At 70.1% G+C, this 26,232-nt stretch carries 24 protein-coding genes; 12 read left to right on the forward strand and 12 right to left on the reverse strand.

Annotated features, from left to right (window positions below; all coding sequences use genetic code 11):
- Positions 1–109 precede the first annotated feature (109 nt).
- Positions 110–607 carry a MarR family winged helix-turn-helix transcriptional regulator gene (locus ACFUNE_RS12340; RefSeq protein WP_383565516.1) on the forward strand — a complete coding sequence of 166 codons (498 nt, stop codon included), beginning with the start codon at positions 110–112 and terminating at the stop codon, positions 605–607.
- 35 nt (positions 608–642) lie between these two features.
- On the opposite strand, the gene ACFUNE_RS12345 is transcribed toward ACFUNE_RS12340, so the two are convergent.
- Positions 643–1,830, reverse strand: coding sequence for a PP2C family protein-serine/threonine phosphatase (locus tag ACFUNE_RS12345; protein WP_383565518.1), 1,188 nt, complete (start codon positions 1,828–1,830; stop codon positions 643–645).
- 265 nt (positions 1,831–2,095) lie between these two features.
- Between ACFUNE_RS12345 and ACFUNE_RS12350 the strand changes: the two genes are divergently transcribed.
- The 3 genes from ACFUNE_RS12350 (at position 2,096) to ACFUNE_RS12360 (ending at position 4,568) form a co-directional block, all read left to right on the forward strand.
- Positions 2,096–2,983: a SigB/SigF/SigG family RNA polymerase sigma factor gene (locus ACFUNE_RS12350; RefSeq protein WP_383565520.1), complete on the forward strand. Its 888-nt coding sequence runs from the start codon at positions 2,096–2,098 to the stop codon at positions 2,981–2,983.
- 221 nt (positions 2,984–3,204) lie between these two features.
- Positions 3,205–3,858 (forward strand): Type 1 glutamine amidotransferase-like domain-containing protein, encoded by a 654-nt coding sequence (locus tag ACFUNE_RS12355; protein ID WP_383565522.1) that lies wholly within the window; start codon positions 3,205–3,207, stop codon positions 3,856–3,858.
- Positions 3,859–3,968: 110 nt separating this feature from the next.
- A complete protein-coding gene (locus ACFUNE_RS12360; RefSeq protein ID WP_383565524.1) occupies positions 3,969–4,568 on the forward strand; it encodes a DinB family protein in 600 nt (199 codons plus the stop codon).
- Positions 4,569–4,691: 123 nt separating this feature from the next.
- On the opposite strand, the gene ACFUNE_RS12365 is transcribed toward ACFUNE_RS12360, so the two are convergent.
- The gene (locus ACFUNE_RS12365) at positions 4,692–5,762 is read right to left on the reverse strand and encodes a glycoside hydrolase family 43 protein (RefSeq protein WP_383565526.1); all 1,071 of its coding nucleotides are present in this window, start codon (positions 5,760–5,762) and stop codon (positions 4,692–4,694) included.
- A 439-nt stretch (positions 5,763–6,201) separates the two neighbouring features.
- Here ACFUNE_RS12365 and ACFUNE_RS12370 point away from each other — a divergent pair, with 439 nt between their 5' ends.
- On the forward strand, positions 6,202–7,866 hold the full coding sequence (locus tag ACFUNE_RS12370; RefSeq protein WP_383565528.1) for an RICIN domain-containing protein: 1,665 nt from the start codon (positions 6,202–6,204) through the stop codon (positions 7,864–7,866).
- Between the two features lie 79 nt (positions 7,867–7,945).
- Here ACFUNE_RS12370 and ACFUNE_RS12375 read toward each other — a convergent pair whose 3' ends face one another.
- The 4 genes from ACFUNE_RS12375 to ACFUNE_RS12390 all read right to left on the reverse strand — a co-directional run bounded on the left by ACFUNE_RS12375 (position 7,946) and on the right by ACFUNE_RS12390 (position 13,095).
- Positions 7,946–9,772: a glycoside hydrolase family 2 protein gene (locus ACFUNE_RS12375; RefSeq protein ID WP_383565530.1), complete on the reverse strand. Its 1,827-nt coding sequence runs from the start codon at positions 9,770–9,772 to the stop codon at positions 7,946–7,948.
- A gap of 79 nt (positions 9,773–9,851) precedes the next feature.
- On the reverse strand, positions 9,852–10,751 hold the full coding sequence (locus ACFUNE_RS12380) for a carbohydrate ABC transporter permease (protein ID WP_383565532.1): 900 nt from the start codon (positions 10,749–10,751) through the stop codon (positions 9,852–9,854).
- A gap of 2 nt (positions 10,752–10,753) precedes the next feature.
- Entirely contained in the window at positions 10,754–11,701 is a 948-nt protein-coding gene (locus tag ACFUNE_RS12385) for a carbohydrate ABC transporter permease (protein ID WP_383565534.1), read from the reverse strand.
- Between the two features lie 23 nt (positions 11,702–11,724).
- Complete coding sequence (locus tag ACFUNE_RS12390; protein WP_383565536.1) at positions 11,725–13,095, reverse strand: extracellular solute-binding protein; 1,371 nt, start codon at positions 13,093–13,095, stop codon at positions 11,725–11,727.
- A 267-nt stretch (positions 13,096–13,362) separates the two neighbouring features.
- Here ACFUNE_RS12390 and ACFUNE_RS12395 point away from each other — a divergent pair, with 267 nt between their 5' ends.
- The 4 genes from ACFUNE_RS12395 (at position 13,363) to ACFUNE_RS12410 (ending at position 18,856) form a co-directional block, all read left to right on the forward strand.
- Positions 13,363–14,418 (forward strand): LacI family DNA-binding transcriptional regulator, encoded by a 1,056-nt coding sequence (locus ACFUNE_RS12395; RefSeq protein WP_383565538.1) that lies wholly within the window; start codon positions 13,363–13,365, stop codon positions 14,416–14,418.
- Between the two features lie 296 nt (positions 14,419–14,714).
- Positions 14,715–16,010: an SGNH/GDSL hydrolase family protein gene (locus ACFUNE_RS12400; protein ID WP_383565540.1), complete on the forward strand. Its 1,296-nt coding sequence runs from the start codon at positions 14,715–14,717 to the stop codon at positions 16,008–16,010.
- Between the two features lie 239 nt (positions 16,011–16,249).
- Complete coding sequence (locus ACFUNE_RS12405) at positions 16,250–17,719, forward strand: cytochrome P450 (protein ID WP_383565542.1); 1,470 nt, start codon at positions 16,250–16,252, stop codon at positions 17,717–17,719.
- Positions 17,720–17,965: 246 nt separating this feature from the next.
- On the forward strand, positions 17,966–18,856 hold the full coding sequence (locus ACFUNE_RS12410) for an LLM class F420-dependent oxidoreductase (protein WP_383565544.1): 891 nt from the start codon (positions 17,966–17,968) through the stop codon (positions 18,854–18,856).
- Between the two features lie 199 nt (positions 18,857–19,055).
- Here ACFUNE_RS12410 and ACFUNE_RS12415 read toward each other — a convergent pair whose 3' ends face one another.
- From ACFUNE_RS12415 to ACFUNE_RS12425, 3 genes are all read right to left on the reverse strand, one after another.
- Complete coding sequence (locus tag ACFUNE_RS12415) at positions 19,056–19,901, reverse strand: GNAT family N-acetyltransferase (protein ID WP_383565546.1); 846 nt, start codon at positions 19,899–19,901, stop codon at positions 19,056–19,058.
- A 251-nt stretch (positions 19,902–20,152) separates the two neighbouring features.
- Positions 20,153–20,659 carry a GNAT family N-acetyltransferase gene (locus ACFUNE_RS12420; protein ID WP_383565548.1) on the reverse strand — a complete coding sequence of 169 codons (507 nt, stop codon included), beginning with the start codon at positions 20,657–20,659 and terminating at the stop codon, positions 20,153–20,155.
- A 98-nt stretch (positions 20,660–20,757) separates the two neighbouring features.
- Positions 20,758–20,928, reverse strand: coding sequence for a hypothetical protein (locus ACFUNE_RS12425; protein WP_329225229.1), 171 nt, complete (start codon positions 20,926–20,928; stop codon positions 20,758–20,760).
- Between the two features lie 176 nt (positions 20,929–21,104).
- Here ACFUNE_RS12425 and ACFUNE_RS12430 point away from each other — a divergent pair, with 176 nt between their 5' ends.
- Positions 21,105–22,208 (forward strand): DUF4037 domain-containing protein, encoded by a 1,104-nt coding sequence (locus ACFUNE_RS12430; protein ID WP_383565550.1) that lies wholly within the window; start codon positions 21,105–21,107, stop codon positions 22,206–22,208.
- A gap of 198 nt (positions 22,209–22,406) precedes the next feature.
- On the opposite strand, the gene ACFUNE_RS12435 is transcribed toward ACFUNE_RS12430, so the two are convergent.
- The gene (locus ACFUNE_RS12435; RefSeq protein WP_383565552.1) at positions 22,407–22,673 is read right to left on the reverse strand and encodes a hypothetical protein; all 267 of its coding nucleotides are present in this window, start codon (positions 22,671–22,673) and stop codon (positions 22,407–22,409) included.
- Positions 22,674–23,009: 336 nt separating this feature from the next.
- Between ACFUNE_RS12435 and ACFUNE_RS12440 the strand changes: the two genes are divergently transcribed.
- On the forward strand, positions 23,010–23,432 hold the full coding sequence (locus ACFUNE_RS12440) for a PPOX class F420-dependent oxidoreductase (RefSeq protein ID WP_383565554.1): 423 nt from the start codon (positions 23,010–23,012) through the stop codon (positions 23,430–23,432).
- A 215-nt stretch (positions 23,433–23,647) separates the two neighbouring features.
- Positions 23,648–24,079 carry a VOC family protein gene (locus ACFUNE_RS12445; RefSeq protein WP_383565557.1) on the forward strand — a complete coding sequence of 144 codons (432 nt, stop codon included), beginning with the start codon at positions 23,648–23,650 and terminating at the stop codon, positions 24,077–24,079.
- Between the two features lie 43 nt (positions 24,080–24,122).
- Here ACFUNE_RS12445 and ACFUNE_RS12450 read toward each other — a convergent pair whose 3' ends face one another.
- Both ACFUNE_RS12450 and ACFUNE_RS12455 read right to left on the reverse strand, forming a co-directional pair.
- Complete coding sequence (locus ACFUNE_RS12450; protein WP_383565559.1) at positions 24,123–24,890, reverse strand: NPP1 family protein; 768 nt, start codon at positions 24,888–24,890, stop codon at positions 24,123–24,125.
- A 138-nt stretch (positions 24,891–25,028) separates the two neighbouring features.
- Positions 25,029–26,126 carry a hypothetical protein gene (locus tag ACFUNE_RS12455; protein ID WP_383565561.1) on the reverse strand — a complete coding sequence of 366 codons (1,098 nt, stop codon included), beginning with the start codon at positions 26,124–26,126 and terminating at the stop codon, positions 25,029–25,031.
- Between the last annotated feature and the right edge of the window lie 106 nt (positions 26,127–26,232).

The raw sequence follows: 26,232 nt of genomic DNA on the forward strand, positions 1-26,232 counted from the left end.
GAACCTTTCTCCTGGCTTTCCATACGAGCGCATCGGATGCCCGGCTCGTTCACTCGGTCCGGTGGCCAGACGGACGAGCAGGACGAAGCCGGATCGGAGTGTCATCAATATGGGCCTGAGCCCCGAACCCGACCACCGGTCCAGGGACGCGGCCCGCGAGGGTTCCGAGTTCGTCGAACTCCTCGAAGTCCTCTGGGAGCAGGGCCGCGAGGCCGTCCCCACGGGCCCGGTCTCTCCTTCCCAGCTCCGGGTCCTTTACACCCTGGACCGGGAGGAGGGCATCAACCTGCGCATGCTCGCCGAAGCTCTGGGCTCGGCCTCCCCCTCGGTCAGCCGGCTGTGCGACCGCCTGCAGGCCACTGGTCTGGTGGAGCGCACACCCAGCCCGGTGAGCCGGCGGGAGCTGGAGCTCCGGCTGACCAGCCACGGCAAGGCGTACCTCGTCGACCTGCGTATGCGCAGGGAAAAGGTTCTGATGTCCACGATCGACGCCATGCCGGCCAAGGCACGGCGTTCGCTCCTCGAAGGGCTCAGGGCGTTCCGCAACGCGGCCGCGGCCTCCGGGCAGGACAGCGGCGGGGCGAGACCCTTGCGGTCGACCGGCTAGAGGCCGGCCGACCGTGGCCGATACGTCGGCTCAGGTCACGCGGACACGTCGCCGGTGGAGGACTGCCGGCCGAACCAGTCCAGACAGACCACCAGGGCGTCGTCGTCCAGCGGCACGGCGGACCGGTAGTCCCGCAGATCCCGCAGCACGGCCAGCGGCACCTGCTCGGACGGCAGCAGGCGGTGCGCGGAGAGCGACCGCGCCAGAGCGCGCTCCCCATAGTGCTCCCCAGCAGCCGACGCGCTCTCGTAGACACCGTCACTGCCGATCAACAAGCGGTCGCCCGGTTCGACGCGCAGGCGCTCCGCGACGTACTCCGTCTCCTCGAACATGCCCAGTGGCAGTTGCGCGTCGAAGTCGATGGACTCGACGCCACGCCCCCTGAGCCGCCACATGCGGGGGGACCCCGCGTCCACGGCCTCCACCTCGCCCGTGGCCAGGTCGAAGCGCAGCAGCAGGACCGACGCGTACAGCGCACCCCGGTGCTGGGCGTAGACCGCCTGGTCGGCGAGGCTGGCCTGACCGGGAAGGTCGAGGCCGGCACGCCGGGCGTTGCGGAGGGCGTTGACGACCAGATTGGTCAAAAGGGCCGCCTCCATCCCCTTGCCCATGCCGTTGGTGACGGTGAGCGTGAGGTGACGGGCCGACACCGACCAGTCGAAGTTGTCACCGAAGATCGCGTACGCGGGTTCCAGATGGGCGCCCAGCGAGAATTCGGGGCGGGACACGGAGCGACCCGGCAGCAGCTGCCACTGCATCTCCGCGGCCAGCGTCAGCCGCGTGGCGCGGCGGGCGAGGAGGTAGAGGTCGGTGTCCCGCTCGGCGACCAGGATCTCGTGGCCCAGCGCTTCGCAGATCTGCTGCACCTCCGCGAGGCCCGCATGGGAGAAGCCCGTCTCCGGCCCCGTGACACTGAGGACACCGAGCCGGTCACCCCGGACGCTCACCGGCAGGTGCGCGGTCACGGGCCCGGGCGCGGTCCGGGGCTCCACATAGGGCTCCTGGGCGCCGAACGCCCGCCCCTGCGGGCTGTCGTGGACGGGCACCGGCTCTGCGAGTGGCGCCTCGGAGACCACCTGGAGGGTGGTCATGCCGTAGTCGGCGAGCCGCAACTCCACGCTCTCCACGTCGTACTGCTCCCGCAGCGCCGCCGTGACGACATCGAGGAGCAGATGAGGTGCGGCTTTGCGCAGCTCCCGCTCGACGGCAGCGATTCTGTCCACGTGATCCTGTTTCTCGTCGTGCTGCGCCGAAACCCGGACCGATCGAGGGCCCCGGCCGTCGGCCTCCAGCGTACGGGGCCTGTGCCCGATCCTGCGCGGCGCGCCCGAGAGGTCGCACCGGTGGCGGGCGCGTTCATCTTACGATGTCCGAAGACAACAGTTTCCACACAGCAAGAAAATCTGGCGTCATCGCGCATGGGCCTCCCGAGGCCGGGCAGGGGCTCGTGAGGAAGCGCGCTCCAGCACGATCAAGGGTGGGAACGAAATGACTGCTGCACAGACCGCCGGGACCCTGGCGACCGACCGGACGTCGGCTGCGAAGGCCTCGCCCGAACGCGTCGGTGAGCTGCCCTGGATCGAAGACACCGGCAAGGTGAGCCCGAAGGACGCCCGCGCCCTGTCGGCTCTGTTCTTCGAGCAGTTGCAGGTCCTGGAAGAGGGCACGCACGAGTACCAGTACGCGCGCAACACCCTCATCGAGATGAACATCTCCCTGGTCCGGTTCGCCGCGCGCCGCTTCCGCAACCGGGGCAGCGGAGACATGGAGGACATCACCCAGGTCGGAACCATCGGCCTCATCAAGGCCATCGACCGGTTCGAACTCTCCCGGGAGGTCGAGTTCGCCACCTTCGCCGTCCCCTACATCGTCGGCGAGATCAAGCGCTTCTTCCGTGACACCACCTGGGCCGTCCACGTCCCCCGACGGCTGCAGGAACTGCGCGTGGAACTGGCCAAGGCGAAGGACGAACTCGCCACCCTCCTCGACCGTGACCCGACGGCGAGGGAACTGGCCGCGCACATGGACCTCACCGAGGACGAGGTCATCGAGGGCATCATCGCCTCGAACGGCTACACCGCCGGCTCCCTCGACCTGCCGACGAACAACGGCGAGACCACCGGAGCGGCGACCCGTACCTTCGCCGACATCCTCGGCGAGCCCGATTCGGCCATGGAGACGGTGGAGAACCTGCACGCCCTGGCCCCGCTGATGGAGCAGCTCGACGACCGTGAGCGCCGCATCATCGAGATGCGCTTCGGCCAGGAGCTGACACAGGCACAGATCGGCGCCGAACTGGGCGTCTCCCAGATGCACGTGTCCCGCCTCCTCACACGGACGCTCGGCAAGCTGCGCACCGGCATGCTGGCCCTGTAGGCACGGGCCGGCACAGCACCGCGCGGGCTGCGGCCGACCGATCTTCCCCCCCGGAGCCGCGGGTGCGGACGCGCCGCCCCTCCGTACCGGCATACGGACGAGCGACCGACCGGCCCTCGGCAGCCGCTCGCTCCGCCACGGTTCGCCGGGGCGGCCGGCCCGGGGAGCCGACACCGACGACCTCGTGGAACCCCCCGGCACACGGCATCTACGGTTCTCGGATGCGCATGTACCTCTCGTCGTTCCGCACCGGTGATCACCCCGACCGGCTGCTCGCGCTCCTGCGCGAGCCGGTCGGCACAGGGGAAGTGGCCGTGATCGTCAACGCGCTGGACGCCCTGCCCGAGGACGAGCGGCGGACGGCGTCGGCGCGGGAGATCGAAGCGCTCGGCCTGCTCGGCCTGCGAGCCGCCGAACTGGATCTCCGGGTGTTCTTCGACGGGCCTCCCAGCCGCACGGCGGAGGCCCTGAGCCGGTTCCAGCTGGTCTGGGTGCGGGGAGGCAACGTGTTCGTCCTGCGCCACGCCCTCGCCCGCAGCGGTGCGGACATCGCGCTGATCGAGTTGCTGCGGCGCGACGACATCGTCTACGGCGGTTACAGCGCCGGAGCATGTGTCCTCGCACCCGACCTGCACGGGCTGGAACGATGCGACGACCCCCGAGCGGTCCTGGCAGCGTACGGCGCTCCTGCCCGTCGGGACGGGCTCGGCCTGCTCGACTACGTCGTGGTGCCCCACATCGACTCCCCCGGGCACCCGGAGACCGAGATCCTGGGCACGGTCGCCGAGGTCTACCGAGCCGCGGGGACACCCCACCAGCCCCTCCGTGACGGCCAGGCCATCGTCATCGACGGCGAGAGGACCGACATCCGATGACAGCCAATGCCCGGCCGGTCCGTCATCACGCCGTCGCGTCACCGCCCTGAGGCATCGCTCCGCGGCGCCTGCGGGCCCGGCTGTCGGTGCCGGGTGGAAGACTTCCCGGCATGACCGAACCGGATCCGAAAGCAGACCTTCTCCGCTATCTGCAGGACGGGCGCAGCGCCCTGCTCCGGAAGCTCGACGGGCTCACGGAGTACGACGTCCGCCGCCCCCTGACCCCCACCGGCACGAATCTGCTGGGACTGGTCAAGCACCTCGCGGGCGTCGAGCTGGGGTACTTCGGCGACACGTTCGGACGGCCCTTCTTCGACGAGAAGCCGCCGCCCTGGTGGTACACGCAGGACGCGGAACCCAACGCGGACATGTGGGCCACGGCGGACGAGTCGCGGGAAGGGGTCGTCGGGTTGTACCGCAAGGCGTGGGCGCACTCCGACAGCACGATCGAGACTCTGGCGCTCGACGCGGTCGGTCACGTCCCGTGGTGGCCTCAGGAGCGACGGGAGGTGACACTGCATCACATCCTGGTGCGTGTGATCACCGATACCCAGCGGCACGCGGGCCACGCCGACATCGTGCGAGAGCTGATCGACGGAGCGGTCGGGCACCTCGCGGACAAGGACGGCGTGCCGGCAGAGGATCAGGCTTGGTGGGAGGACCACCGGCGCAGGCTGGAGCATGTGGCGAGAGAGGTCTCCGGCACCTGACCTCGTCCGCCGCCGTCGGCCCCGGGCTCCGGGACCGGCGGCGGCACGTCGCCCTTCGGGCGGCTTCGGCGAGCGGCGTCACCACCCGGCTCCCGGCGGACCGAGCGCCGGGGGGCTCCCGGCTCACTCGAAGAACTTCAGACTCCAGCCGGTGTCGGTGTTCGGCCCGGGTACGTTGGCACGGCTGTAGGTGGTGTTGCCCCACCATGCGAACGTACCGGTGTACCAGTACCGGTTCTCCCACGCGTACGGCGTGCCCTTCGGCACCGCGTGGAACATCGACGGGAACTTGGGGCCGGCGGGCGGGCTCGTGCCGATGTCCCCGTTGAGCAGGACGAAGCTGTGGTGGCCGGGGCCGTTGACGTTCAGCGTCGGGTCCCAGCCGGACATCATCGTCGCGCGGTTGGAGCCGAACAGGCAGCCGTTGGACTTGTACCAGTCCCATACGTACGTCGGGTCGCCGCCCGCCCGCAGCCTCAGGTCGGCCAGGCAGTACTGGTCGCTCCAGCTGCCGTTGGCGGAGTACACGACGTGCAGCTGGCCGTTGGGGTCCTTGATGGGCTCGGGGCCCTCGTTGATGAACGGGTTGCCGACGACGCGTTCCCAGCCCTCCCTGGGCTGTGAGATGACGTACCGCGCGCCGGTCGGTGTGGTCGGGCTGCTCATCCGGGCGATGTAGAGGTTCTGCTCGACGTTGGTGTCGCCGGCCCACCCGGACCACACGAACCAGCGCTGCCCGTTGAAGGTGAACAGGGCCCCGTCGATGGCCCACTTGTCGTCCGGCAGCGCCAGCTTCGTCTCTGCGGTGTACCCGCTGTCCGGCGCGGTGGAGCTGATCACGTACATCCGGTGGGCAGTGCCCCGGCCGGCGGAGAAGTAGATGTAGTAGCGGCCGCCGTCGACGACGACCTCCGGCGCCCAGACCTCGCCGAGGCCACGGGTGTCGGACCAGACCTGCCGGGCGGCGGCCGAGGCCAGAGCCGCCGTCGACGAAGCCTGCCGTACGGCGATGCCACCACCGGTGGACTGGACCGAGACGTAGGTGCTGCCGACCCGCAGCACGCTGGGATCCGCCGCCCGGAGGCTTGTCTGCCCGGCCCGGGCGGGCTCCGCGGAGGACAGGGTCATCACCAGGAGAAGGACGCCGGACAGCACGACGGCCGCGGCACCGTACAGACTCCGAAAAAGTTTCATGGCCTCGTTCCCGGGTTGGCCGCCGCCGCTTCGACGACGACATTTACATCGATGGAAGAGCGCCGTAACATCATCGTGACTAGCCCTGGACATGTCAACTCTCTGGCAACTCCCCCTGCCCTGCCCGCCGGGCCGCGTCGGCAACGGCTTCGGCCTTCCCGGGCACCACCTGGTCCCGTCGGCGCCGAACCCCGCCACACGGTCTCCAGGACGACCTCGCCCGGGTCCCGCGCAGCGCCTCCGTTCCGGCACGGCACGCCCCGCCCGTCCGTCATGCAGCACCTGAGGAAGGAAGACCCGCGTGTTCCGATTGCGCACACCGAGACTCCGCACTCACCTCTCGCCACTCGCGGGAACGGCCTCCACAACATCGTCCGCGACCGGCGCCGGCACCGCGGGCGTCTCTCCCCGGGCGCGGCGATGGGCCAGGAGGGTGGCGGTGTCCGCCGGACTCCTGGCGCTCGCACTCCCCGGTCCGGCCGCCGCGGCCGTCTCCCCGCCCGCGTCGACGGCGCACGCCACGCCCGGCCGGGCGTCGGCCGCGAGCGTGCCGGCGGAAGGCCTCTCCGCGGCGGCCACCGGTACGCCGCTGCGGAACGGCACAGGTCTGTACCCGCGTGCCGTCCGGCTCGCCCACAACGGTTCGGCGAACGGCCGCATTCTCGCGAGCGTCGTCACCTTCGACGGCAACAACGGCATCGGCGCCCTCCACGAGAGCACCGACGCGGGAGCGACCTTCAGGGAGGTGGGCAGGGTCGGCGACCCGGAGTCGGCCGGAGGCCAGGGCCTGTGCTGCACCACGCTCTTCGAGCTCCCCCGGCAGGTCGGCGGGCTGCCCGCGGGCACCCTGCTCTGGGCGTCCTCCGCCGGGCAGGACGAGAGCAACCGCCGTATGGCCATCCGCGTCTGGCGCAGCAACGACATCGGCCGCACCTGGTCCTACCTCTCGTCCTGCGCCTCCGCGACGGGAACGGGCGGGCTGTGGGAGCCGGAGTTCTCCGTGGCAGCGGACGGGGCTCTGGTCTGTCACTACGCCGACGAGACGGACCCCGCGCACAGTCAGAAGCTGTCCGCCGTACGCAGCTACGACGGCGTCCACTGGCAGGACCGGCGGAACGTCGTGGCGAGCGGCTGGACCCCCGACCGGCCCGGCATGCCGGTGGTCCGGCAACTCCCGAACTCCACGTACTTCATGAGCTACGAGATCTGCAATCCCGGCGGCCAGTATCAGTGCGTGGTCCACTACCGGACCTCGGCGGACGGGTGGAACTGGGGCGATCCGGCGCACCTGGGCTTCCGGCCGGAGACCGTCGACGGCAAGTACTTCCGCGCGGCGCCGACCATCGCCTGGTCCCCGTCACCGGGTGGCGGCACGAACGGCAGGATCCTGCTGATCGGGCAGAAGCTGCTGAACCGGGACGGCAGCACGGCCGCGGACAGCGGCAGGACGATCCTGGCCAACACGGAGAACGGGACCGGCCCGTGGTACGAGATCGAAGCCCCGGTGAAAGTCACCGATCCGGGTGTGAACTACTGCCAGAACTACAGCTCTCCGCTGCTCCCGTCGGCGGACGGCACCCAGGTGCTGCAGATCGCGACCGACTGGGACGGCACCGTGTGCCGGCCCTACTTCGCGTCCGGCCGGACCACCGGAAGCGGTGACGCGGCAGGGGTGGCGGACGGGGCCGTCCACCGCCTGGTGAACGCGAACAGCGGGCACTGCCTCGACGTGGCCGGCGACTCCCGGGTGGCGGGCGGCAACGTCCAGCAGTGGACGTGCAACGCACTCGGCCCGCAGGACTGGGTCCTGAAGGCGCGTGGCGGGGGCCGTTTCACCCTCACCGGACGAAACAGCGGGCACTGCCTGGACGTCGAGAACGGGTCGGCGGTGCCGGGCGCCGACGTCCGGCAGTGGACGTGCAACGGCCGGGCGGCGCAGGACTGGCGGTTCGAGAACGTCGGCCGCGGCTACTACCGGCTGGTCTCCGGGGCCGGCGGCCAGTGCCTCGACGTGGCGAGCGGGTCCCGTGAGCCCGGGGGCGATGTCCGGCAGTGGACGTGCAACGGCCTCCAGCCGCAGATCTGGCGCCTCGAACGGCGCTGAAACGGCCGGTCGGCACGAGCAGGAGCGCCCGGAGGCCTCCCCGTCACTCGCGGCACGGGGAGGCCTCCGTCCGGATCCGCTACACCTGGCCCCGGCCCTCCTCGATGGCTGCCGGCCGCAGCTGCGCCGCACGGATGCGGGAGATGTCGAGCTTGGTGCCCCGGTCGAAGCGGTAGACGCCGTTCTGCTCCTGGAAGACGTCGGTCAGCTGCGTGTAGCAGTAGCCGAACATGGCGGGGTCCCCGAGCAGCACGCTTGTGAGGCCGAGGAAGCGCTCGTGGAACTCGTCCTCGTCCCGGACGCGTTCACCGTAGCCCCAGGACTCGGTGCGGTCCTCGCCCGACCGGTCGGCGGCCGCCTCCGGGTCCCACCAGATGCCGCCGAACTCGCTGACGAAGTACGGCTGGCCGCGGTACGGCTGCGAGTAGGCCGTGCCGTTCTCGTACGCGTTGACGAAGGGTTCGTCCTTGGCCAGGCCGGCCATGAGCTGCCGGAAGGCGGCCGGGTCCTGCTCGTAGTTGTGGGCGTCGTAGATGTCCGTCGCGGCGACCCGGTGGGCGTAGCCGGACGAGTCGATCACCGGGCGGGTGGTGTCCATGGCCTTGGTGGCCAGGAACATGGCGTGGGTGACCGCGTCGAGCTGGGTGATGCGGTCGTGCAGTTTCTGGTACGTCTCGTTGAGCGGGCACCAGCCGATGATCGAGGGGTGCGAGTAGTCGCGTTCCACCGCCTCCAGCCACTGGCCGACGTACGAGGCGTCCGGCTGCTGGTTGTCGCCGGAGGAACCGCCGGTCTCGCAGCCCCAGTCGCCGAACTCGCCCCAGACCAGGTAGCCCAGCCGGTCCGCGTGGTGGAGGAAGCGCTCCTCGAAGACCTTCTGGTGCAGCCGGGCGCCGTTGAAGCCGGCCTCCATCGCGAGCTCGATGTCACGGACCAGCGCCTCGTCGGTCGGGGCCGTCATCAGCCCGTCCGGGTACCACCCCTGGTCGAGCACGAGCCGCTGGAAGACGGGGCGCCCGTTGAGGGTGACGGCCTTGCCCCGCAGGCCGACGGAGCGCAGGCCTGCGTAGCTCTCCACGCTGTCGATCACCTCGCCCGCGCCGTCGAGCAGTTCGAGGCGCAGGTCGTACAGGTGGGGATCCTCGGGGCTCCATTCCCGTCGCCTGGAGGCGTCGACGAGGAGGTGGAGACGCGGTGCCAGGTCGAGGTCGGCGCGGGCCTCGGCGCGGCTGACCTCCCCGTCGGCGTCGCTCAGCACGGCGCGGACGAGGTGGTCCGGCCGGTTGCCGGACAGCGGCAGTTCGAGGTGGAAGGCCGAGCCGCCGAGATCGGGAGTGATCCGGGGGCGCCTCAGGTGGACTTCGGACACGGGTTCAGCCCAGACGGTCTGCCAGATCCCGGTGACCCGGGTGTAGTTGCAGTCGTGGTTCGCGTACTGGATCGCCTGCTTCCCCCGGGCCTGCGGGCCGGAGCGGGGATCACGGGCCCGGACGGTGACGACGACGTCCTCGCCGGAGCCGGCGACGTCGCCGAGGTCGGCGGTGAACGGGGTGAAGCCTCCCCGGTGACGCGCGACCTCGGTGCCGTCGGCCCAGACGGTCGTGTCGTAGTCGACGGCACCGAAATGCAGCAGCACACGGCGTCCGGCCCATGAGGGCGGCAGGGACAGGGTCCGCCGGTACCAGACGGCCTCCAGGAAGTCCGTCTCGCCGATGCCGGAGAGCTCGGACTCGGGCGGGAAGGGGACGAGGATCTCCCGGCCCAGATCACGCGCGAGGAGACCGCGCTCCAGTCCGCTGTCCCCCTGGTCGGTCTCGAACTGCCACGGGCCGTTCAGATTGAGCCAGTCGCGGCGGACGAACTGCGGACGGGGGTACTCCGGACGCGGTACGGAGTGAGTGGACACGCGTGCTCCAGTCGATCGGCGGGGCGGGCGAAGGGCCGCTCCCGGGTGGTACGGAGGGTGGTGCGGGGCATCGGCGGGATCAGGAACCGCCGAGCCCCGTGGTGGCGACCGAGTTGACGATGCGCCTCTGGAAGAGGAGGAACACCACGATCAGCGGGAGCGCCGCCAGCAGGGCGGAGGCCATGGACTGTGCGTACTGGACGCCGTAGGCGTCCTTGACGGTCGCCAGCCCGACCGGCAGCGTCATCAGTGAGGGGTCGTTGGTGACGATGAACGGCCACATGAAGTTGTTCCACGCCCCGATGAAGACGAAAATCGACACGGCGGCGACGATGGGCCTGGACAGGGGCAGCACGATCGACGTGAACACCCGCAGCTCGGAGGCCCCGTCGATCCGCGCGGCGTCCTCCAGTTCCCGGGGGATGCTTTCGAAGAACCGCTTGAGGATGAAGACCATCATCGGCGCGACCACTTGGGGCAGGATCACCGCGGCGTAGGTGTCCACGAGGTCGAAGAGCAGCATCTGCTTGAACAGCGGGACCACCAGCAGCTGCGGCGGAACCATGATCGCGGCGACCGTGACGGCGAGGAGCGCACGCCGGCCTCGGAAGGTCCCCCTGGCGAAGCCGTAGGCGGCGAGGGTGGAGACGGCGACGGTGAGCAGCGTGACCAGGCCTGCCACGAGGAAGCTGTTGAACGCCCAGAGCGCTACGTTGCCCCGATCGAGGATCTGCTCGTACGACCCGAGGGTGAGTGCTCCCTTCAGCGGGGAGAGGCCGGGGGTGGCCACGTCCTGCTCGCTCTGGAGGGAAGTGGCGACGGCCCAGACGAAGGGCAGCAGCCATAGCGCCGCCAGGACGGCCAGTGCGGTCCCGGCCAGCACGCGGGGTGTGCGTCCGTGTCCCAGGAGCAGCGGGGAGCCGTCCGCTCGACGCGGTGGCCGAGGGCGTCTGCGAGGTGCGGTGACGGTGGCGGACATGGTCAGTCCTCCTTCCGGAAGAAGCGGAGCTGTGCGACGGAGACGATGATCACGAGCGCGAAGAAGAGGTAGGAGACGGCCGAGGCGTAGCCCAGGCGGTAGCCGGTGAACCCGACGTCGTAGACGTACTCGAGGATCGGGCGGGTGGATCCGTTGGGCCCGCCCTTGGTGAGGATGTAGATCTGGTCGAACACCTTGAGCGAGGCGAGGACCTGGAGCATGGCCACCAGCACGGTGGTTCTGCGCAGTTGCGGCAGCGTGACGGACCACAGCCGGCGCCATGCGCCGGCGCCGTCGAGCGCCGCGGCCTCGTCGTAGGTGGAGGGCAGGGACTGCAGGGCGGAGAGGTAGAGCAGGAAGTTGAAGCCGACCGTCCACCAGACGGTGAGGGCCGCGACGGCCCACATGGTCACGGCCTCGTCGGACAGCCAGCCGACTGGTTCGAGGCCCAGCGTGGTCATGAGCTGGTTCCCCAGGCCCAGGTCGGGCTGGTAGAGCCACGTCCAGATCAGTGTCACGACGGTCACGGGCAGCAGGTAGGGCGCGAAGAAGGCCAGACGCCAGACCCACTGACCGGCCAGGCCGCTGTGCACCAGGAGCGCCATCGCGAGGGCCACCAGTACGAGCGGCACGCAGGAGATGGCGGTGAAGACGGCGGTGTTCCCGAGGCTGCTCCACACGTCGGGGTCACCGAAGGCCTCGGCGTAGTTGTCGAAGCCGACGAAGGTCGTGTCGCGGATGGCGAGCGAGGTGTCGGTGAAGCTCAGCCAGAGGCCGTGGACGACGGGCCAGACCAGGAAGAGCGCGAAGACGATCAGGAAGGGCAGGACGAAGAGCAGTCCGGTACCCGGCCGGCGACGGGATCCCCGGCCGGGCGGGCGCAGTCCGCCGGGTGCGGGGGAAGGCGCGCCGGCCGGCGTGTCGGCGCCTATGGGTGCGGTGGTGGTCACGGGATGACTCCTTCGGCTCTCGGTCAGGCCACCGGGTTGGGCTGCCGAAGCAGCGTGTCCACTTCGCGGATCATCTGGCGCACCGCTTTTTCGGCGGAGGTGTTGCCCATCAGGGCCGCCTGGAGCGGCTGGCACATCCGGTTCTGGAAGTTCGAACCGGCGCCGACGAACCAGTTCGGGGGGTCGAGCACGGCGACGTCGCCCGCGTCCGCGTACGACGACTGCGGGTCCAGCGCGGTGTACCCGGGTTCGGCGAGCACCGGCTGGTAGGCGGGGATGTGACCCGCGCTCGCCCAGGTGAGGCTCTGCTTGATGATCTGCGCGATGTAGCGGTGGGCCTCGCGCCGCCGGGCCGGGTCAGGGTTCTTCTGGTGCGGGAGGACGAAGCTGTGGGAGTCGGTGTAGACGGCGGGCCGCTCGAAGACCTGGGGGAAGGGTGCGGCCCCCAGGGGGATGCCGGACTTCTTCAGCGTCGGCAGCTCCCATTCGCCGAGCATGACCATGCCGCCGCGCCCGCCGACGAAGTTGGCCAGCGCACCGTTGTAGTCGAGGTTGTTGGGGTTGGTCTTCCCGTCGAAGAGCTGCTTCATGAAGTCCACGACCCGTACCGCCGCATCGACGTCGATGCGGGGAGGTCCTCCGTCCGGCAGGGTGAAGGACGCACCGGTCTGCGCGTAGAAGGCGGCGAACTGCCGCCAGTTCTGGGCGGTGTCGGTGACGTGTCCGAAGAGGATGCCCGAGCTCCCGGTGGCGTCGGCGAGCGCCTTGCCCGCGTCCAGCATGGCCTGGGGCGATCCCATCGGTGCCAGCTCGCCCGCCGGGTCGAGGAGCCCGGCCTTGTCCGCCGCCTCCCGGTCGTAGAAGACGATGAAGGGGTGGACGTCGAGGGGGATCGCGTACACGGTCCCGGCGTGCTGGGTCCGCGACCACACCGCTGGGGTGAAGTCCTTCTCCGTCACCCCGAATTCGGCGAGCAGGTCGAGGTCGAAGGGGTCCAGCAGGCCTCCGGGGGCGTATCCCGCCAGTCTGGAGAGGTGCAGCACGGCGACGTCCGAGGCCCGGCCGCCCGCGGCGGACATGGCGAGCTTCGTGTAGTACGACGGCCCCCAGTCGAGGATGGTGCGGTCGACGGCGAAACCGTCCGGCCCCGCGGAGACGGCTGCGATCATCTCGTCCATCAGCATGCCGTCACCGCCCTGGAAGAGGTCCCAGACGCTCAGCTCGGACGCACCGGAGGCCGAGGCGGGTGAGGCACAGCCCGCGAGCGATCCGGCCGCGGCCAGCGCACCGGCTCCGGCCAGGCCGGAACGGAGGATCCCGCGGCGGCTGACACCGTGTGCCGGACCAGGCGCCCGGGGGTGGCGCACCTGTCGGGCAGGGAACGAAGAACTCATCACGGACCTTTCGACGGCCGGACGCTCATGCCGGACCGGCGGTGGACCCCGGGTACGAGCGGGTCCACCGCGTACGGCAGATGGTTGGCGCACCGGCTGAAACGGTGCGGTGGCATGTTTTTACATCGATGTACATTCGCTGTAAAGGGTTCGGTACAGACGTTTGCCCGAAGCACGGCCGCCGATGGGTCCGCCCGGAGGCCGGGGGCGTCCACGCCGCACGGCTGGACATAGACTCGGCGGCGCGCGAGGGAAGGGGAGGTCACGGTGGCACGGCCCAGGATCAAGGACGTCGCCCGGCACGCGGGCGTGTCCGAGAAGACGGTGTCCAATGTGATCAACGACTACACCCATGTCTCCGAGCGCACCCGGAGAGTGGTCCAGGAGTCCATCGCGCATCTCGGATACCGGGTCAACCTGGCGGGCCGCCACCTGCGCAAGGGTCGCACCGGCATCATCGCCCTCGTCGTACCAGAGCTCGACGTCCCGTACTTCGCCGAACTCGCCCGCCACGTGGTCCGCGAAGCCGGAGAGCGTTCACTGACGGTGCTGATCCACCAGTCCGGCGCCGACCGTGAACACGAGCTGGCCGCACTGGCCGGCTTCGGCTCCGACTTCGTCGACGGGATCATCCTCAGCCCTCTCGCCCTCACCGCCGACGACCTGCGCGAGCGTCCGGGCGCTCCCCCGACCGTCCTCATCGGGGAGTTGCTGGAGGAGGGCGCCGACCACGTCGCCATAGACAACGAGAAGGCCGCGCGCGAGGCCACCGAGCACCTGATCTCGCTCGGCCGGCGCTCGATCCTGGCCGTCGGGGGACGTGACGCCACCGGCCTGGGTACGGCCGAGGCGCGCACCCGCGGCTATCGAGCGGCCTTGGCGGAGGCGGGCATCCCGTACGACCCCGCCGCCCTGCTGCCCGTCGAGTCCTTCCGGATGTCCGACGGCGCGGAGGCGGTGGCAGGGGCACTGATCCGCGGGGCGCGGCCCGACGCACTCCTCTGCTTCAACGACCAGCTGGCGCTCGGCGCGTTGCGCACGCTGCACGAACACGGCGTCCGCGTCCCGGAGAGCGTCGCCGTGATGGGATTCGACGACGTGGAGGGCGGCCGGTTCAGCGTTCCGACGCTCAGCACGGTGGCGCCGGACAAGGCGGCGGTGGCGAGGACAGCCGTCCTGCTCCTCCTGCGCCGCATCGACGAGGCGACGGGTTCGTCCACGAGCGCCGACCCGGCGGGTTCCGGCGTCCAGTCACCGCAGGACCGCGTGGTGGCGCACCGTCTCGTCCTGCGGGAAAGCACCCAGGGCCCCGCCGACTCCTGACTGCGGAGCCCTCCGGCCACCGACACACTCCACGGGCCTCGACCGGAATCGCTGGCACCTCGCCCGGCCATTCGCTTCGGCATGCCCCGACGGGCGTGCGCGCGCCGGTCCGCGCCTCGTGCCGCGCCCAACCGCGCTGCGGCACGCGCGATTCACCAGCGCCCGGCGGACACTCCGGACTCTTCGATGACGGACGCTCCCACTTCGCACTAATGGCCCCATGGTTCCATTACGCCCGTTCGCCTGCTACGGTGCTCAAGGAACTTAACGGAACCACCTTCCCATTAGGGGGACTTGTGAGCACCCTTTCCGTACGCCGCGTCGCCGCACCTCTCGTCGCCGGATCCCTCGCCATGGGCATCCTGGCCGGCCCCGGTGAAGCAGCGCCCGTCACCTGGACCACAGCGTGGGGCGCCTCTCCCCAGATGCCCAGCACCGGCTTCACGCCCAACTGGTCCCAGGAGGGCTTCTCCCACCAGTCCGTCCGCCAGGTGGTCCGGTCCACGAGGGGTGGCGACTTGGTCAGGATCCGGCTCTCCAACGCGTACGGCACCTCACCTCTGCAGGTCACCGGCGCGACGATCGCCCGCACCGCACAGGGGGCGGCCGTCGAGAAGGGGTCGGTCCGCCGCCTCACCTTCGACGGCAGGGGATCGACCGAGATTCCGGCCCACGGCGAGCTGCGCAGCGACGCGACCTCACTGCACCTGGAGAGGCTGGAGTCGGTCACGGTCACGCTCCACTTCGCGGGGACCACAGGCCCCGCGACGTTCCATTCACAGGGCTGGGCCACCACCTACCGAGCGGACGGCGACCACCGGTCCGACACGGCAGGAAGCGCGTACACCAGCACGACCCAGTCCTGGTACTACCTCTCCGGCATCGAGGTGGGCGGCTCACAGCGCGGCGTGTCCGCGGAAGGAGCAGCCGGAGGCACAGGAGGGGCCGGTGCCGAGGACGGCATCGTCGTCTTCGGGGACTCCATCACCGACGGCTTCGGATCCACCCCCGACACCAACCGGCGATACTCCGACGCCCTGGCCGAGCTCACAGGGCGGCCCGTCGTCAACCAGGGCATCGGCGGCAACCTCGTGCTCAACGACTCGGCCTGGTTCGGTGAGCGCGCCACCGCCCGGTTCGAGCGCGACGTCCTGGACCAGCCGGGCGTCTCCACGGTCGTCATCCTCCAGGGGGTCAACGACATCGGCTTCAGCGAAGCCGCCGACGGCCCCAACCCGCCCGCCACCTACAAGCCCGCCCCGACCGTCTCGTCCCGCGAACTCATCGCCGGCTACCGCGAGCTGATCCACGCAGCTCACAGCAGGGGCATCGAGGCCGTGGGCGCAACCCTGCTCCCTCTCAAGGGGTCCGACCACTGGGGTCCGCACGCGGCACGGGTCAGCAACGAGGTCAACGACTGGATCCGCCGTACGGGCGAGGTCGACTCGTACGTCGACTTCGACAAGGCGCTCGCCGCCCCGTCCGATGCCGACCGCCTCGATCCCGCATACGCGAACGCGGACGCTCTGCACCCCAATGACGCCGGATACCGCGTCATGGCGGAGGAAGTCGCCGCGGTCCTGGCCGGCTGACGCGGACACACGAGGCGCCTCGCGTCGAAGCCGGTGTCGGCGATGCTGGGCAGGTAGCCCGGTACTGGAGTTCCGCGACACCCTGACGGGCGAGTTCGCCCCACGCGGCACCGCGGAGGCCGGGCACGCCGAAGTCACCGGGCGGCGGCTCAAAGATCAACACCGATGGCATTCCTTGATCATCAGGTGGGCATGCATGCGGCGATCGCCGATACCCCACAAGGAGTGATCAGCCCCCCATGAGTGCCCCCACCTCAGCGACCGTCCCCACACGGACCGCGCCCGGCGCCCTACCCCTGGTCGGCCACGCCCTCCAGCTCGCCCGCAGGCCGTTGCCGTTCATGACCTCACTCCGCGAGCACGGGAGCGTGGTCCGTATACGCATCGGTCCCACACCCGCGTTCGTCGTCACCGACCCTGCCCTGACCCGCAAGGTCCTGGTGAACGACGCCGCGCACTTCGGGAAAGGCGGCAAGATCATCGATGCACTGCGCATGTTCTTCGGTGACGGACTCGCCACGGTCGCCGACGGCGACACCCACCTCCGGAACCGGCGCCTGATACAACCCATGTTCAACAAGTCCCACGTCGCCGAGCGCGGCGCCCCCATGATCGGCCTGGTGCGGGACGCGGTCGGCGTCTGGCCTGCGGCTCAGCCGCGCGATGTGTACGCGGACATGAACGAGGTTGCCCTCTCCGCGTTCCTGGTCGCCCTGTTCGGTGCGGACCTCCCCGCGCATCTGGAGGGCGAATTCGTCACCCTCATGCCCGAGATCATGAAGGGGGCGATCCGCCAGACGATCGCTCCGCCCTGGGTCACTCGTCTCCCGCTGCCCGCCAACCGTGCGCACGCGGACCGGGTCGTCCGGCTGCGCGCCCTCATCGACCAGGCCATCGACCATCACGCCGGCCGGCGCCCGGGTCCGGCGCCCTCAGCCGCCACGGTCTCCGCCGGCGCGGCCGGATGCCCCCACGCCGGGGCCGGGGCTCAGGACCGGGGCGGACTCTTCACGACGCTCCTGGCCGCCGAGGACCCCCTGACGCGGCAGCAGTTGCAGGACGAGGCCATAACCCTGCTGACCGGGGCGATCGAGACCACCGGCACCACCCTCGCCTGGACGCTGTTCGAGATCACGCAGAATCCCGGGGTGGAGAAGCGTCTGCGCGACGAACTCACCACCGTCTGTGGTGACCGCGCTCTCCAGTACGACGACGTCGGGCAACTGCGGTACGCCCGACGGGTGCTCCAGGAATCCATCCGCAAGTACGGACCTGCCTGGATGGTGACCCGGACCGCGGCCCGTGACGTCGACCTCGGCGGCCACCACATCCCCGAAGGGGCCGACGTCGTGTGGAGCCCCTACCTCCACCAGCACGACGCCCGCTACTTCACCGACCCGGAAACCTTCGACCCGGACCGATGGACGGCGGAGCGCGCTCCCCACACCCGTGGGTCGTTCCTCGCCTTCGGCGACGGTCGGCGCAAGTGCATCGGTGAGAACTTCGCCTGGGCCGAACTCCAGATCATCCTGGCGAGCATCCTGCAGGCCTGGCCGCGCTTCACGCTCACCTCCCGGCTCCCACGCGCACAGGCCGTCGTCACCGTCAAGCCGGACGTCCTGACCATGACGTACCACTCGCGCGAGACGCCGGAACCGGCGGGCGGTTCCGAAGCGGCCGGCCTTCGGCAGGGACCGACGTCCTCCTGACGCGACAGACGCGGTGGCTCGTCCGCCCTCGGCACCGGAGTGCTCGCCGCCCGGTGCCGAGGGAGGCAGGTGCGGCTGGTGGCGAGGCGGTCGGGCCATCTCCCGCGAGGGTCGGGGGCGGTCCCGGCCGCCGGCCCCGCGGACCGGGGGCCACCGGTACCGGGCAGCGGTGGCCCCCGGCTTCCCCTCATCGAGCAACCCTCGCCGGACCGGGAATAGTGACCACGGGGCATTGTTGACGCCACCATGACTTCTGAGACGCTTGAGACGTTCGGCCGGGTCGGCATCTGGAGCGGTGCCCTGCACGCATCCCGGACGGACGACGCGGGCAGGCAGGCGCTCGCGGAAGCGGTGGCCGAGCTCGAAGAGCTGAACTACGGCACTCTCTGGATCGGGGGCAGCCCCTCGCCGGAGGACGCCGCCGCTCTCGTCGCCGCCACCCGCACGATCACCGTGGCCACAGGCATCCTGAGCATCTGGGACCACTCCGCAGAAGAGGTCGCGGCACGGATCGCCGCGATCGACGCGAGCGCGCGCGGCCGATTCGTTCTCGGTCTGGGCGTCAGCCACGGCCCGATGGTTCCGCAGTACTCCAAGCCGTACAGCGCGATGGTCGCCTACCTCGACGCACTCGACGCTGCGACCCCGCCTCTGCAATCCGGGCGCCGGGTCCTTGCGGCGCTCGGACCGAAGATGCTGAAACTCGCCACCGACCGGGCACTCGGCGCGCACCCTTATCTCGTCACCGCCGACCACACGGCGGAGTCCCGTAAGGCACTCGGCCCGGACGCGCTGCTGGCCCCGGAGCTGTCGGTGGTGCTCGACACCGACCTCGGCCGCGCCCGCACCACCGCCCGGAACATGCTTTCGCTGTACCTCCGGCTGCCCAATTACACCGACAACCTGCTTCGCCTCGGCTTCTCGGAGAGCGACTTCGACGGCGGGGGAAGCGTCCGTCTGCTCGACGCCCTCTTCGCCCTGGGTGACGTCGACCGTGTGAGGGCCAGGACCCAGGAGTACCTCGATGCCGGCGCCGATCACGTCGCGCTCCAGGTGCTCACCGCCGAGGAGGGAGGCAGCGGTCTGCCGCGGGCCGAATGGCGGGAGCTGGCCGCGGCGTTCACCGACCAGCCGTAGGACCCGGCTCTCCTGCGCCGCAGGCCGCCACAGCTCGGTCCCCCACCGCGACAGCGGCCCGTGCTCCCGGGAGAGTCAGGAGTACGACGCCGCCGTCCGGTGAGGGCCCACGCCCTCGAGGGGGGCCGCATCTCCGCGTACGCCGAAGGGGGCCGCACCTCCGCGTACTCACGCCCGGAGCGAGCAGCGCAGCGGCGCGCTACCCGAGTTCGATCGTGGTCACGGCATAGATGCCGGCCACATCGACATCGGGAACGCCCCCCGTGTACATCCGGGCGCACTCGAAGGTCGGTTCGAGTCCCAGGCGCTCCATCAGCCGGATCGCCGTCACGTTCACGTCGGGCACGTCCAGAGCCACCGGTGTCCCCTGCTGGGATGCCGACAGGCCGTTCAGCAGAGCAAGAGCGATGTCCTCGGAGGCGGCGTAGAGGGGACCGACGCGCGCGCCCGACCCAGCCGGGCGTACGACCCCGAACCCCCGCAACTCGCCGTCCTGAAGCGCCACAAGAGCTGTGTGGCCGGGCAGTCCCACCCACAGCGAGAGGAAGGCGTCACGCCGTGCGGGGAAGAAGCGGCGGTCGTAGGAAGCCAGCCGCCCGAAGGGAACGGATCCGGCGTCGGCCACCGTGATGCCTGCCGGGGGCTTCTCCCCGTCCGGCACTCCCGCGTATCGCACGTGGTTCCAGGCCGTGCGGAATCCGGACCTGCGGTAGTTGTCCTGCTGTTCGACCACACCGTCGAGACCCACGTTCCGGCCGTCCAGGCGGTCCATGGCCGCCCGCCAGGCCTGGATCCCGTAGCCCTTGCCGCGGACCGGGGGCCGGGCGATGTAGAAACCGATGAAGCCGAAGTCTGCTCCGTACCGCACGGCCGAGACGGAGGTGACGGGCTCCTCGTCCAGCCGGCCCAGGAGAAAGCCGTGCGGGTCGGCGGCGTGGAAGGGGAGGTGATCCAGTTTCCCCGGGTTCCACTGCTCGTCGTCAGCCCACTCCAGGAATTTCGCCATCTCACGGACGCCGGCGGTCGTGATCTCGTACGCTGCCATGTCCCTCTTTCACTCGATCCAGTGACCCGCTGGGCGGGGTTCGCCCCCGCCTCGCGCGGCGGTTGCCCTCCCCGCACAGGGCGTCGCACCTCGGCCCGGCCGTGTTCCGTCCGCCTGGGATGCGGGCAACGGCGACGTGGACCGGCCGACACCCCACCGGGGTCAGGGCCTCCTGGACCATGCTCCCGCGCCCGCGGGGGCGCGGTCACCACGGATGTTCGGAACCAGCCGCCGGAGCGACCTCCACAGGATCACAGCTCTCTGCGCATGCAGACCCGGGGCCATCGGTCGAGGCCGTGGGCGGCTTCCCGTCGTCTGATCTCCCTCAGACCGGGACCTGTGCCGCTGTCCCCGATCACGCGGAATCCGCAGCGCGCGTAATACGGCGCGTTCCAGGGGACGTCGGTGAACGTGGTGAGTGTCAGAGCGGGTACACCGCCGGCAACAGCGTGCGCCGCGAGACGATTCAGCAGCGCATGACCCGTCCCGCGGCGCGCATGAGCAGGGTGTACCGATACCTGCTCGACATGCAGGTTTCCGTCGACGTACTCAGCGACGAGGTAGGCCGCCGGGCGGTCTGCCGCATCGACGGCGGTCCAGGCCAGCCCCGTCTCCTGATAGCAGGTCAGTTCATTTACGGAGAGCGGTTCGTCCTCGGCGATCTCGGCCATGCCGATGTCGCGGAAACACTGACCGGCAGCTCTTTCGATGTCCTGCAGCAGGGGTAGCTCTTCGGCGTTCACCGGGCGAATGCGCATGGACACAGTGTCCTGGAGATTCACAACACCCGTGCGCAGGCCCCCGGTTCGATGACACTGAACCGGGGGCCTGCGCACGGCGCGGGAGAGGCCGACGATCACCGTCTCCCGACGCGCCGCCCGTTGCCGATACCTGCGACATGCAGGGCCAGAAGGGCCAGGCCGATCAGCATGACGTTCGTCGAGGCGAAGATGTCGTTCGTCGCGATGTCAGCGGCGTTGATCAGGAACGCGATGAAGAACAGGACTGCGGCGGCTATGGCAAGCATGACGTTGCTCCTTTGATTGATGGAACACATGTGCCCCTACTTGCTCGGGTCAGACCTGGGCGGTGCCATCGGAATCGGCGCTCCTCGCGCTTCGGTGCGTTCATGGTGCTGACGGCAGGCCGGACACCGTGGGATATCCGCTGGGATCGGGTGGGAGGATGCGGGACAGTTGTCCCATGACGATCTCTGGCGCCGGTTTCGTGCCTGGACTTGAATTGTCCGGAATCCTGTACGCCGAAGGGGTCCAGCCGATCCTCCGGGACGCCTTTCCGGGACTGCCGTACGCGGCTGCTCGGATCGGCAGCGGTTCCGAGGTGCTCGGGTTCGACTCGCCGAGGTCCGCCGACCACGATTGGGGGCCACGGCTGGAGATCTTCCTGAAGGCCGGGGACAAGGCCGCGCACGGGCCGGAAATCCGCCGCATTCTGGCGGAACGGCTCCCGAAGCAGGTGCGGGGCTGGCCCACCCACTTCCAGGAGAGCGACGACCCGCTGGATCCGGTCGGGCACATGCGGGCGACCGATGGCCCGGTCAATCACCGGGTGGACCTGCACGACATCGACGGATGGCTGGACGACCGACTCGGACTGCGTTCGGCAGCAGCCGAGTTGGGCGCTCGCGACTGGTTGGCGCTACCGCAGCAGCGGCTTGCCGAGACGACCGGCGGGGCTGTCTTCCACGACGAGCTCGGCTCCCTCACCGACGTGCGGCGAAGACTGGCCTGGTATCCGGACCAGGTATGGCGCTACCTGCTGGCCTGCCAGTGGCAGCGCATCGCGCAGGAAGAGGCGTTCGTAGGACGCTGCGCGGAAGTCGGTGACGACATCGGCTCGACGGTTGTGACCGCACGCCTGGTACGGATCCTGATGCACCTGTGCCACCTGCTGGAGCGCCGGTACGCGCCTTACGGCAAGTGGCTCGGCAGTTCGTTCAACAGACTGGCGACGGCCGGCCCGCTCGGCACCGTGCTTCGTGGCGCTCTGGCTGCGGCTGACCACCACGCCAGGGAGGCGCACCTGTGTGCTGCCTACGAGGCCGTCGCATCGCTGCAGAACGCGACCGGGCTCATCGCTCCCGTGGACCCCGCGTGCCGCCCCTACCACGCGCGTCCCTTCCTGGTCCTGCATGCCGAGCGATTCGCCCAGGCTCTCGCGCACACCGTGACGGACCCGGAACTCCGGACTCTCGCACTGGTCGGCAGCGTCGACCAGTGGTCGGACAGCACGGACCTGCTCGACCAGCCCAGCGCCATCAGGGCCGCGGTCCTCGCCCTCCGTTGAGCAGAGCGGAGACGCAAGCTGCCGCCACTACGACCTCGGCGCCATGAGCCTCCTCGATCTCGTACGTAGGCTGTGCGACCTCGGGCTGGACCTGGCCGTCGTCAGGAAGGCCCTCAATCAGGAGGCCTCCGTCCCGGACGTCGCCGCGGCGCACGCCGATGCCCTGGACGCCCAGACCCGCACCGGGAGGCAGGCAACTCACGGGCTGTCCGCCTCCCAGGCCCAGCGCTCCGGGTCGGCCTCCACCGGTCCGTACACGGCGCGTCCTCCCGCGCCGAACTTCCCGAGCTCCGTGCCGAGTGCGGCGCCCACGGCAAGGCGCTCCCCCGGCCAGCCGGTCACGTCAAGGAGCAGTCCGTCGAGAGGCCCGCCCACCAGCTCCACGTAGACGTGTCCCGGCCGTGGGCCCGGATCGGGGTCGTCGTGGTCGGCGCCGTAGACGCGGCGCCTCATCAGTTCGTCCATGTCTTCAGCATCACAGCCACCACTGACAGCGCGACGCCCACGAACCGGCGCGGGCCCGCGTCACCTGCGAGCGGGCGCCCTCGGTGTACGTACGCCCCGAGAACGTACGCCCAGGGGAATGCGACGGGGCTGCGCGTCGACGTCACTGCGCCGGTCGGGAACGGTTCGCTGGGCGGGGAGGCGAGTGCGGCCGCGTGGCGTTCACCCTGGACGCGCAGTGCGAGGGCGGTACCCGCTGCCGCCGCCGAGGTGTGGCAGCGTGGAGGCGCGCCCCGCGAATCACCCGGTGTGATTCACCGCCACCAGGTGGGCACAGCACGAGACAGAGGAGAGAACATGTCGAAGCCACCGCTCCCCGACGCCGCGATCACCATGCTGCGCAAGCCCAACCCGGCTGTCATCGCCACCCTCCGTGCGGACGGCCAGCCGGTGTCCACGGCAACCTGGTACCTCTGGGACGAGGGCCGGGTGCTGGTCAACATGGACGAGGGCCGCAAGCGCCTCGACCATGTGCGCCGTGACCCCCGTGTCACCCTGACCGTGCTCGACGACTCCGACTGGTACACCCATGTGACTCTGATCGGACGCGTGGTCGAGATCAGCGACGACGAAGGTCTCGCCGGCATCGACCGGCTGTCCCAGAACTACCTCGGACAACCCTACGCGGACCGGGAGCGCGGCCGGGTCAACGCCTGGATCGAGATCGACCGCTGGCACGGCTGGGGCGGATTCCGGGACAGCACGCAGGCTGCGACGTAGTTCGCCGTTCCACCGGATGGCATGCGCCTCTCCAGCCCCGGACCCAAGGCGGGGTAAATGGTCGAAGTGCGGGCCTCACTGGCGTTTCGCACAGCCATACGGCCCGTTCCTGGGTGACGGTAATCTCCGTCGGAGTTCGCTGAGGCGCCCTGCCGTCCCGGCCTCGCGAGGAGGCCCCGTCCGGCCAGACGCACTGGCCCCGCTGAGGAGGATCCATGAACTGGACACTCGAGGTCATCCCGGTCCCTGTCACCGACATGGACCGGGCGAAGACCTTCTACACCGAGAAGGCAGGCTTCAGGCTGGACCTGGACGACGAGGTCGCCCCCGGTATGCGCATCATCCAGATGACTCCCCCCGGCTCGCGGTGTTCGATCGCCCTGCTCCAGGGCATGCCCCCGTTTCCCGGGGAGACGGTGATGGCCCCCGGCTCGCTGCACGGTCTCCAGATCTGTGTGACGGACATCGAGGCGGCGCGCGAACATCTGGTGAGCAGGGGCGTGGACGCCTCACCGGTCCGGCACGTGGGCGCGACGGGCTGGGAGGAGGGCAAGGGCGGCACCTGGAACTCGTTCATGTCCTTCGCCGATCCGGACGGCAACGGATGGGTGGTCCAGGAAGCGCCTTCGGACCTTTCCGAGCGCTGACTCCCCGCTGTGGTGAGCGGCTCGGCTCCGCCCGCCCCCGATGTCAGGCGTTCGGGTCGAAGGGGACGCCGGCCGGTAGTGCCTTCGCCAAGTGGGCAGCGAAGTTTCCGTCCTTGAGCCCGAAGACCGCGCTTCCGAAGTCGGCCTGGACCAGCTTGTCCCGCAGGCCGGGCGGGTAGCCGTTCCAGCCGATGAGCCCGGGGAACCGCCACGCGTGGTAGTGGTTCTCCGGTGGCTCGTCGTTGGAGTTCGCGGGGCGGAAGCAGTGGGTGCTCACACCGTCCTTGTGATAAACGATCTTGGGATGCGTGCCGTCCCAGCGGATCTGCTCACGGGTGTAGACGTCGAAGTCGCCGTGGGCCGAGGTGGATACGTAGCGGGCCTCGTTGTTCTGGATCCATACCACGACGTGCTCCCAGTCGTGCCGGTGCCCTCCGAGGCCGCTGCCGGCGACCGCCTGGTCCTTCTCGAAGTAGAGCCCGTACATGACCGCGCACCACCCGTTGTTGCACGTGGAGCGGGCGTAGCCGTTGGTGTTGTCCAGATCCACGGCGTCACGGCAACTGCCGTTGACGGCACCGGTGGTCTTGAGGCCTGCGGCGATGGTGCCGTCGGGCCCGATCGCGGGCGTGGGGTAGCAGCCGTCGGTGTCGTAGTCGAACGCCGGCTGGAAGGCCTGCTCCATCGTGTCGGCGTTCGCGGGCAGCGCGGCAGGCGGTGCCGCCAACGCGCTGCTCGCCGTGGCGAGGACGAGTGTGATGGCACTGCCAACGACGAGGGCTGCCTTGCGGATCGGTGCGCTGCTTCTCACTGCGTCCTCCCGGTCGGCGCGTGGCTGTGGGGGGGGGCACGCGCGCTACGCCTGACATGCCCATCCCAATAACCTTGAACCCTGCGGGCGTACATGACGTCGGACGCCGGTGCGGGAAAGCATCCACGCGCCGACGACTCAGCGGCGACGTACCCCCGCGGCAGCCGGGGCCGTCGAGCCTGACATACCGGCTTGAGCGGCCCTGCCCGGGCGCAGAGTCCACGGCACCGGTTCGGTGTTCGTCAGCCACCCGTCGTCGATCAGCCGGCGGATGACGTGGATCCGCAGGTCGCGGGACATCTTGCCCCACTCCAGCGCGTTGCAGAGCTGTTTTACGGAAGGACCGTGACCGTGCTCCGCACGGAAGGCGGCGGAGAACTCCGCCGCGGCCGGCCCCTGGTCCGGGTGCCCGGCCTCCCAGACGTCGTGGGCCCGCCGCACCTTCTCCTGGACCTGGGCCGGAACCGCCTTGCGCATGAAGGCTTCCGACACTCTGGCCGTGGACAGGGAACACCGAGGGCAGCCCTCGACGGCTTCGACGTGCCGCCGCAGCGCCACGCTCGCTCGGTCCTTCCACTCGTCCCAGCTCGGCGGTTCCTCCTCCGGCGCACGGGTGGCCGGAGGGGTGTCGGACGGGGGACGCGTTCCCGACAGGTGCCGAACGCCCTCGGCCAGCAGATACCGACTGCCGTCCAGTTCCCGCAGGAACCCCTTGGCGAGCAGTTCGGGCAGGGCCGCCCCGCACTCGTCGGGCAGGAGGGCGGGCAACGTGCCGTACTCGTCGGCCGGGCCGTGCGCGGCCAGGAACAGCGCCGCCAGCCGGACGGCGGACGAACTCTTCTTGACCGGCTTGGCTGCCAGGGTCCGCGCCGTCCAGCCGGAGACGCGGGACCGCATCACCTTGCCGAAGGGCAGTCGGGAGTCCGGCAGACCGCCGAGGCCGGGCACAGTGACCCCGACGGGCGTGGCGAGATCCCCTCCGAGGAGGGCCTCCTGCCCCTGCCAGCCCAGCGTGGCGAGAGCGGTGACGGCCGCCTCCGGGTCGGCCAGGCGGAGGGACCTCACGTCCTGACCGGTGAGATTGCCGATTCCGCTCCGGGCCGCCCGGATGGCGACCACCACGGCGAGGAGCTGCGCGTCGGCCCCCCGCAGCGGCAGCGAGCCGAGGTAGACCAGGAGCTCACGCGCGGCTTCTCCCTGGCGGGGCGTCAGCAGGAAGGGGTTCTGCTTCACCACCGGTGCAGCCGGGGCGGGGGGCGTGCTGGAAACTGAAGGAGACACGCCCTGTACAACGTGCGCGAGGCGCCGAGGTCACCGTTCGTACTGTCGTACGAGCATGTCA

Origin of the sequence: Streptomyces sp. NPDC057287, from assembly GCF_042667905.1 — a bacterium.
Lineage (GTDB): Bacteria > Actinomycetota > Actinomycetes > Streptomycetales > Streptomycetaceae > Streptomyces.

Coding starts and splice junctions, on each gene's coding strand:
- ACFUNE_RS12430 (WP_383565550.1), top strand. CDS start 21,105: ATGACGATCTCTGGCGCCGGTTTCGTGCCTGGACTTGAATTGTCCGGA.
- ACFUNE_RS12380 (WP_383565532.1), bottom strand. CDS start 10,751: ATGTCCGCCACCGTCACCGCACCTCGCAGACGCCCTCGGCCACCGCGT.
- ACFUNE_RS12410 (WP_383565544.1), top strand. CDS start 17,966: ATGACTTCTGAGACGCTTGAGACGTTCGGCCGGGTCGGCATCTGGAGC.
- ACFUNE_RS12440 (WP_383565554.1), top strand. CDS start 23,010: ATGTCGAAGCCACCGCTCCCCGACGCCGCGATCACCATGCTGCGCAAG.
- ACFUNE_RS12390 (WP_383565536.1), bottom strand. CDS start 13,095: ATGAGTTCTTCGTTCCCTGCCCGACAGGTGCGCCACCCCCGGGCGCCT.
- ACFUNE_RS12445 (WP_383565557.1), top strand. CDS start 23,648: ATGAACTGGACACTCGAGGTCATCCCGGTCCCTGTCACCGACATGGAC.
- ACFUNE_RS12405 (WP_383565542.1), top strand. CDS start 16,250: ATGAGTGCCCCCACCTCAGCGACCGTCCCCACACGGACCGCGCCCGGC.
- ACFUNE_RS12355 (WP_383565522.1), top strand. CDS start 3,205: ATGCGCATGTACCTCTCGTCGTTCCGCACCGGTGATCACCCCGACCGG.
- ACFUNE_RS12360 (WP_383565524.1), top strand. CDS start 3,969: ATGACCGAACCGGATCCGAAAGCAGACCTTCTCCGCTATCTGCAGGAC.
- ACFUNE_RS12365 (WP_383565526.1), bottom strand. CDS start 5,762: ATGAAACTTTTTCGGAGTCTGTACGGTGCCGCGGCCGTCGTGCTGTCC.
- ACFUNE_RS12425 (WP_329225229.1), bottom strand. CDS start 20,928: ATGCTTGCCATAGCCGCCGCAGTCCTGTTCTTCATCGCGTTCCTGATC.
- ACFUNE_RS12350 (WP_383565520.1), top strand. CDS start 2,096: ATGACTGCTGCACAGACCGCCGGGACCCTGGCGACCGACCGGACGTCG.
- ACFUNE_RS12435 (WP_383565552.1), bottom strand. CDS start 22,673: ATGGACGAACTGATGAGGCGCCGCGTCTACGGCGCCGACCACGACGAC.
- ACFUNE_RS12415 (WP_383565546.1), bottom strand. CDS start 19,901: ATGGCAGCGTACGAGATCACGACCGCCGGCGTCCGTGAGATGGCGAAA.
- ACFUNE_RS12340 (WP_383565516.1), top strand. CDS start 110: ATGGGCCTGAGCCCCGAACCCGACCACCGGTCCAGGGACGCGGCCCGC.
- ACFUNE_RS12420 (WP_383565548.1), bottom strand. CDS start 20,659: ATGCGCATTCGCCCGGTGAACGCCGAAGAGCTACCCCTGCTGCAGGAC.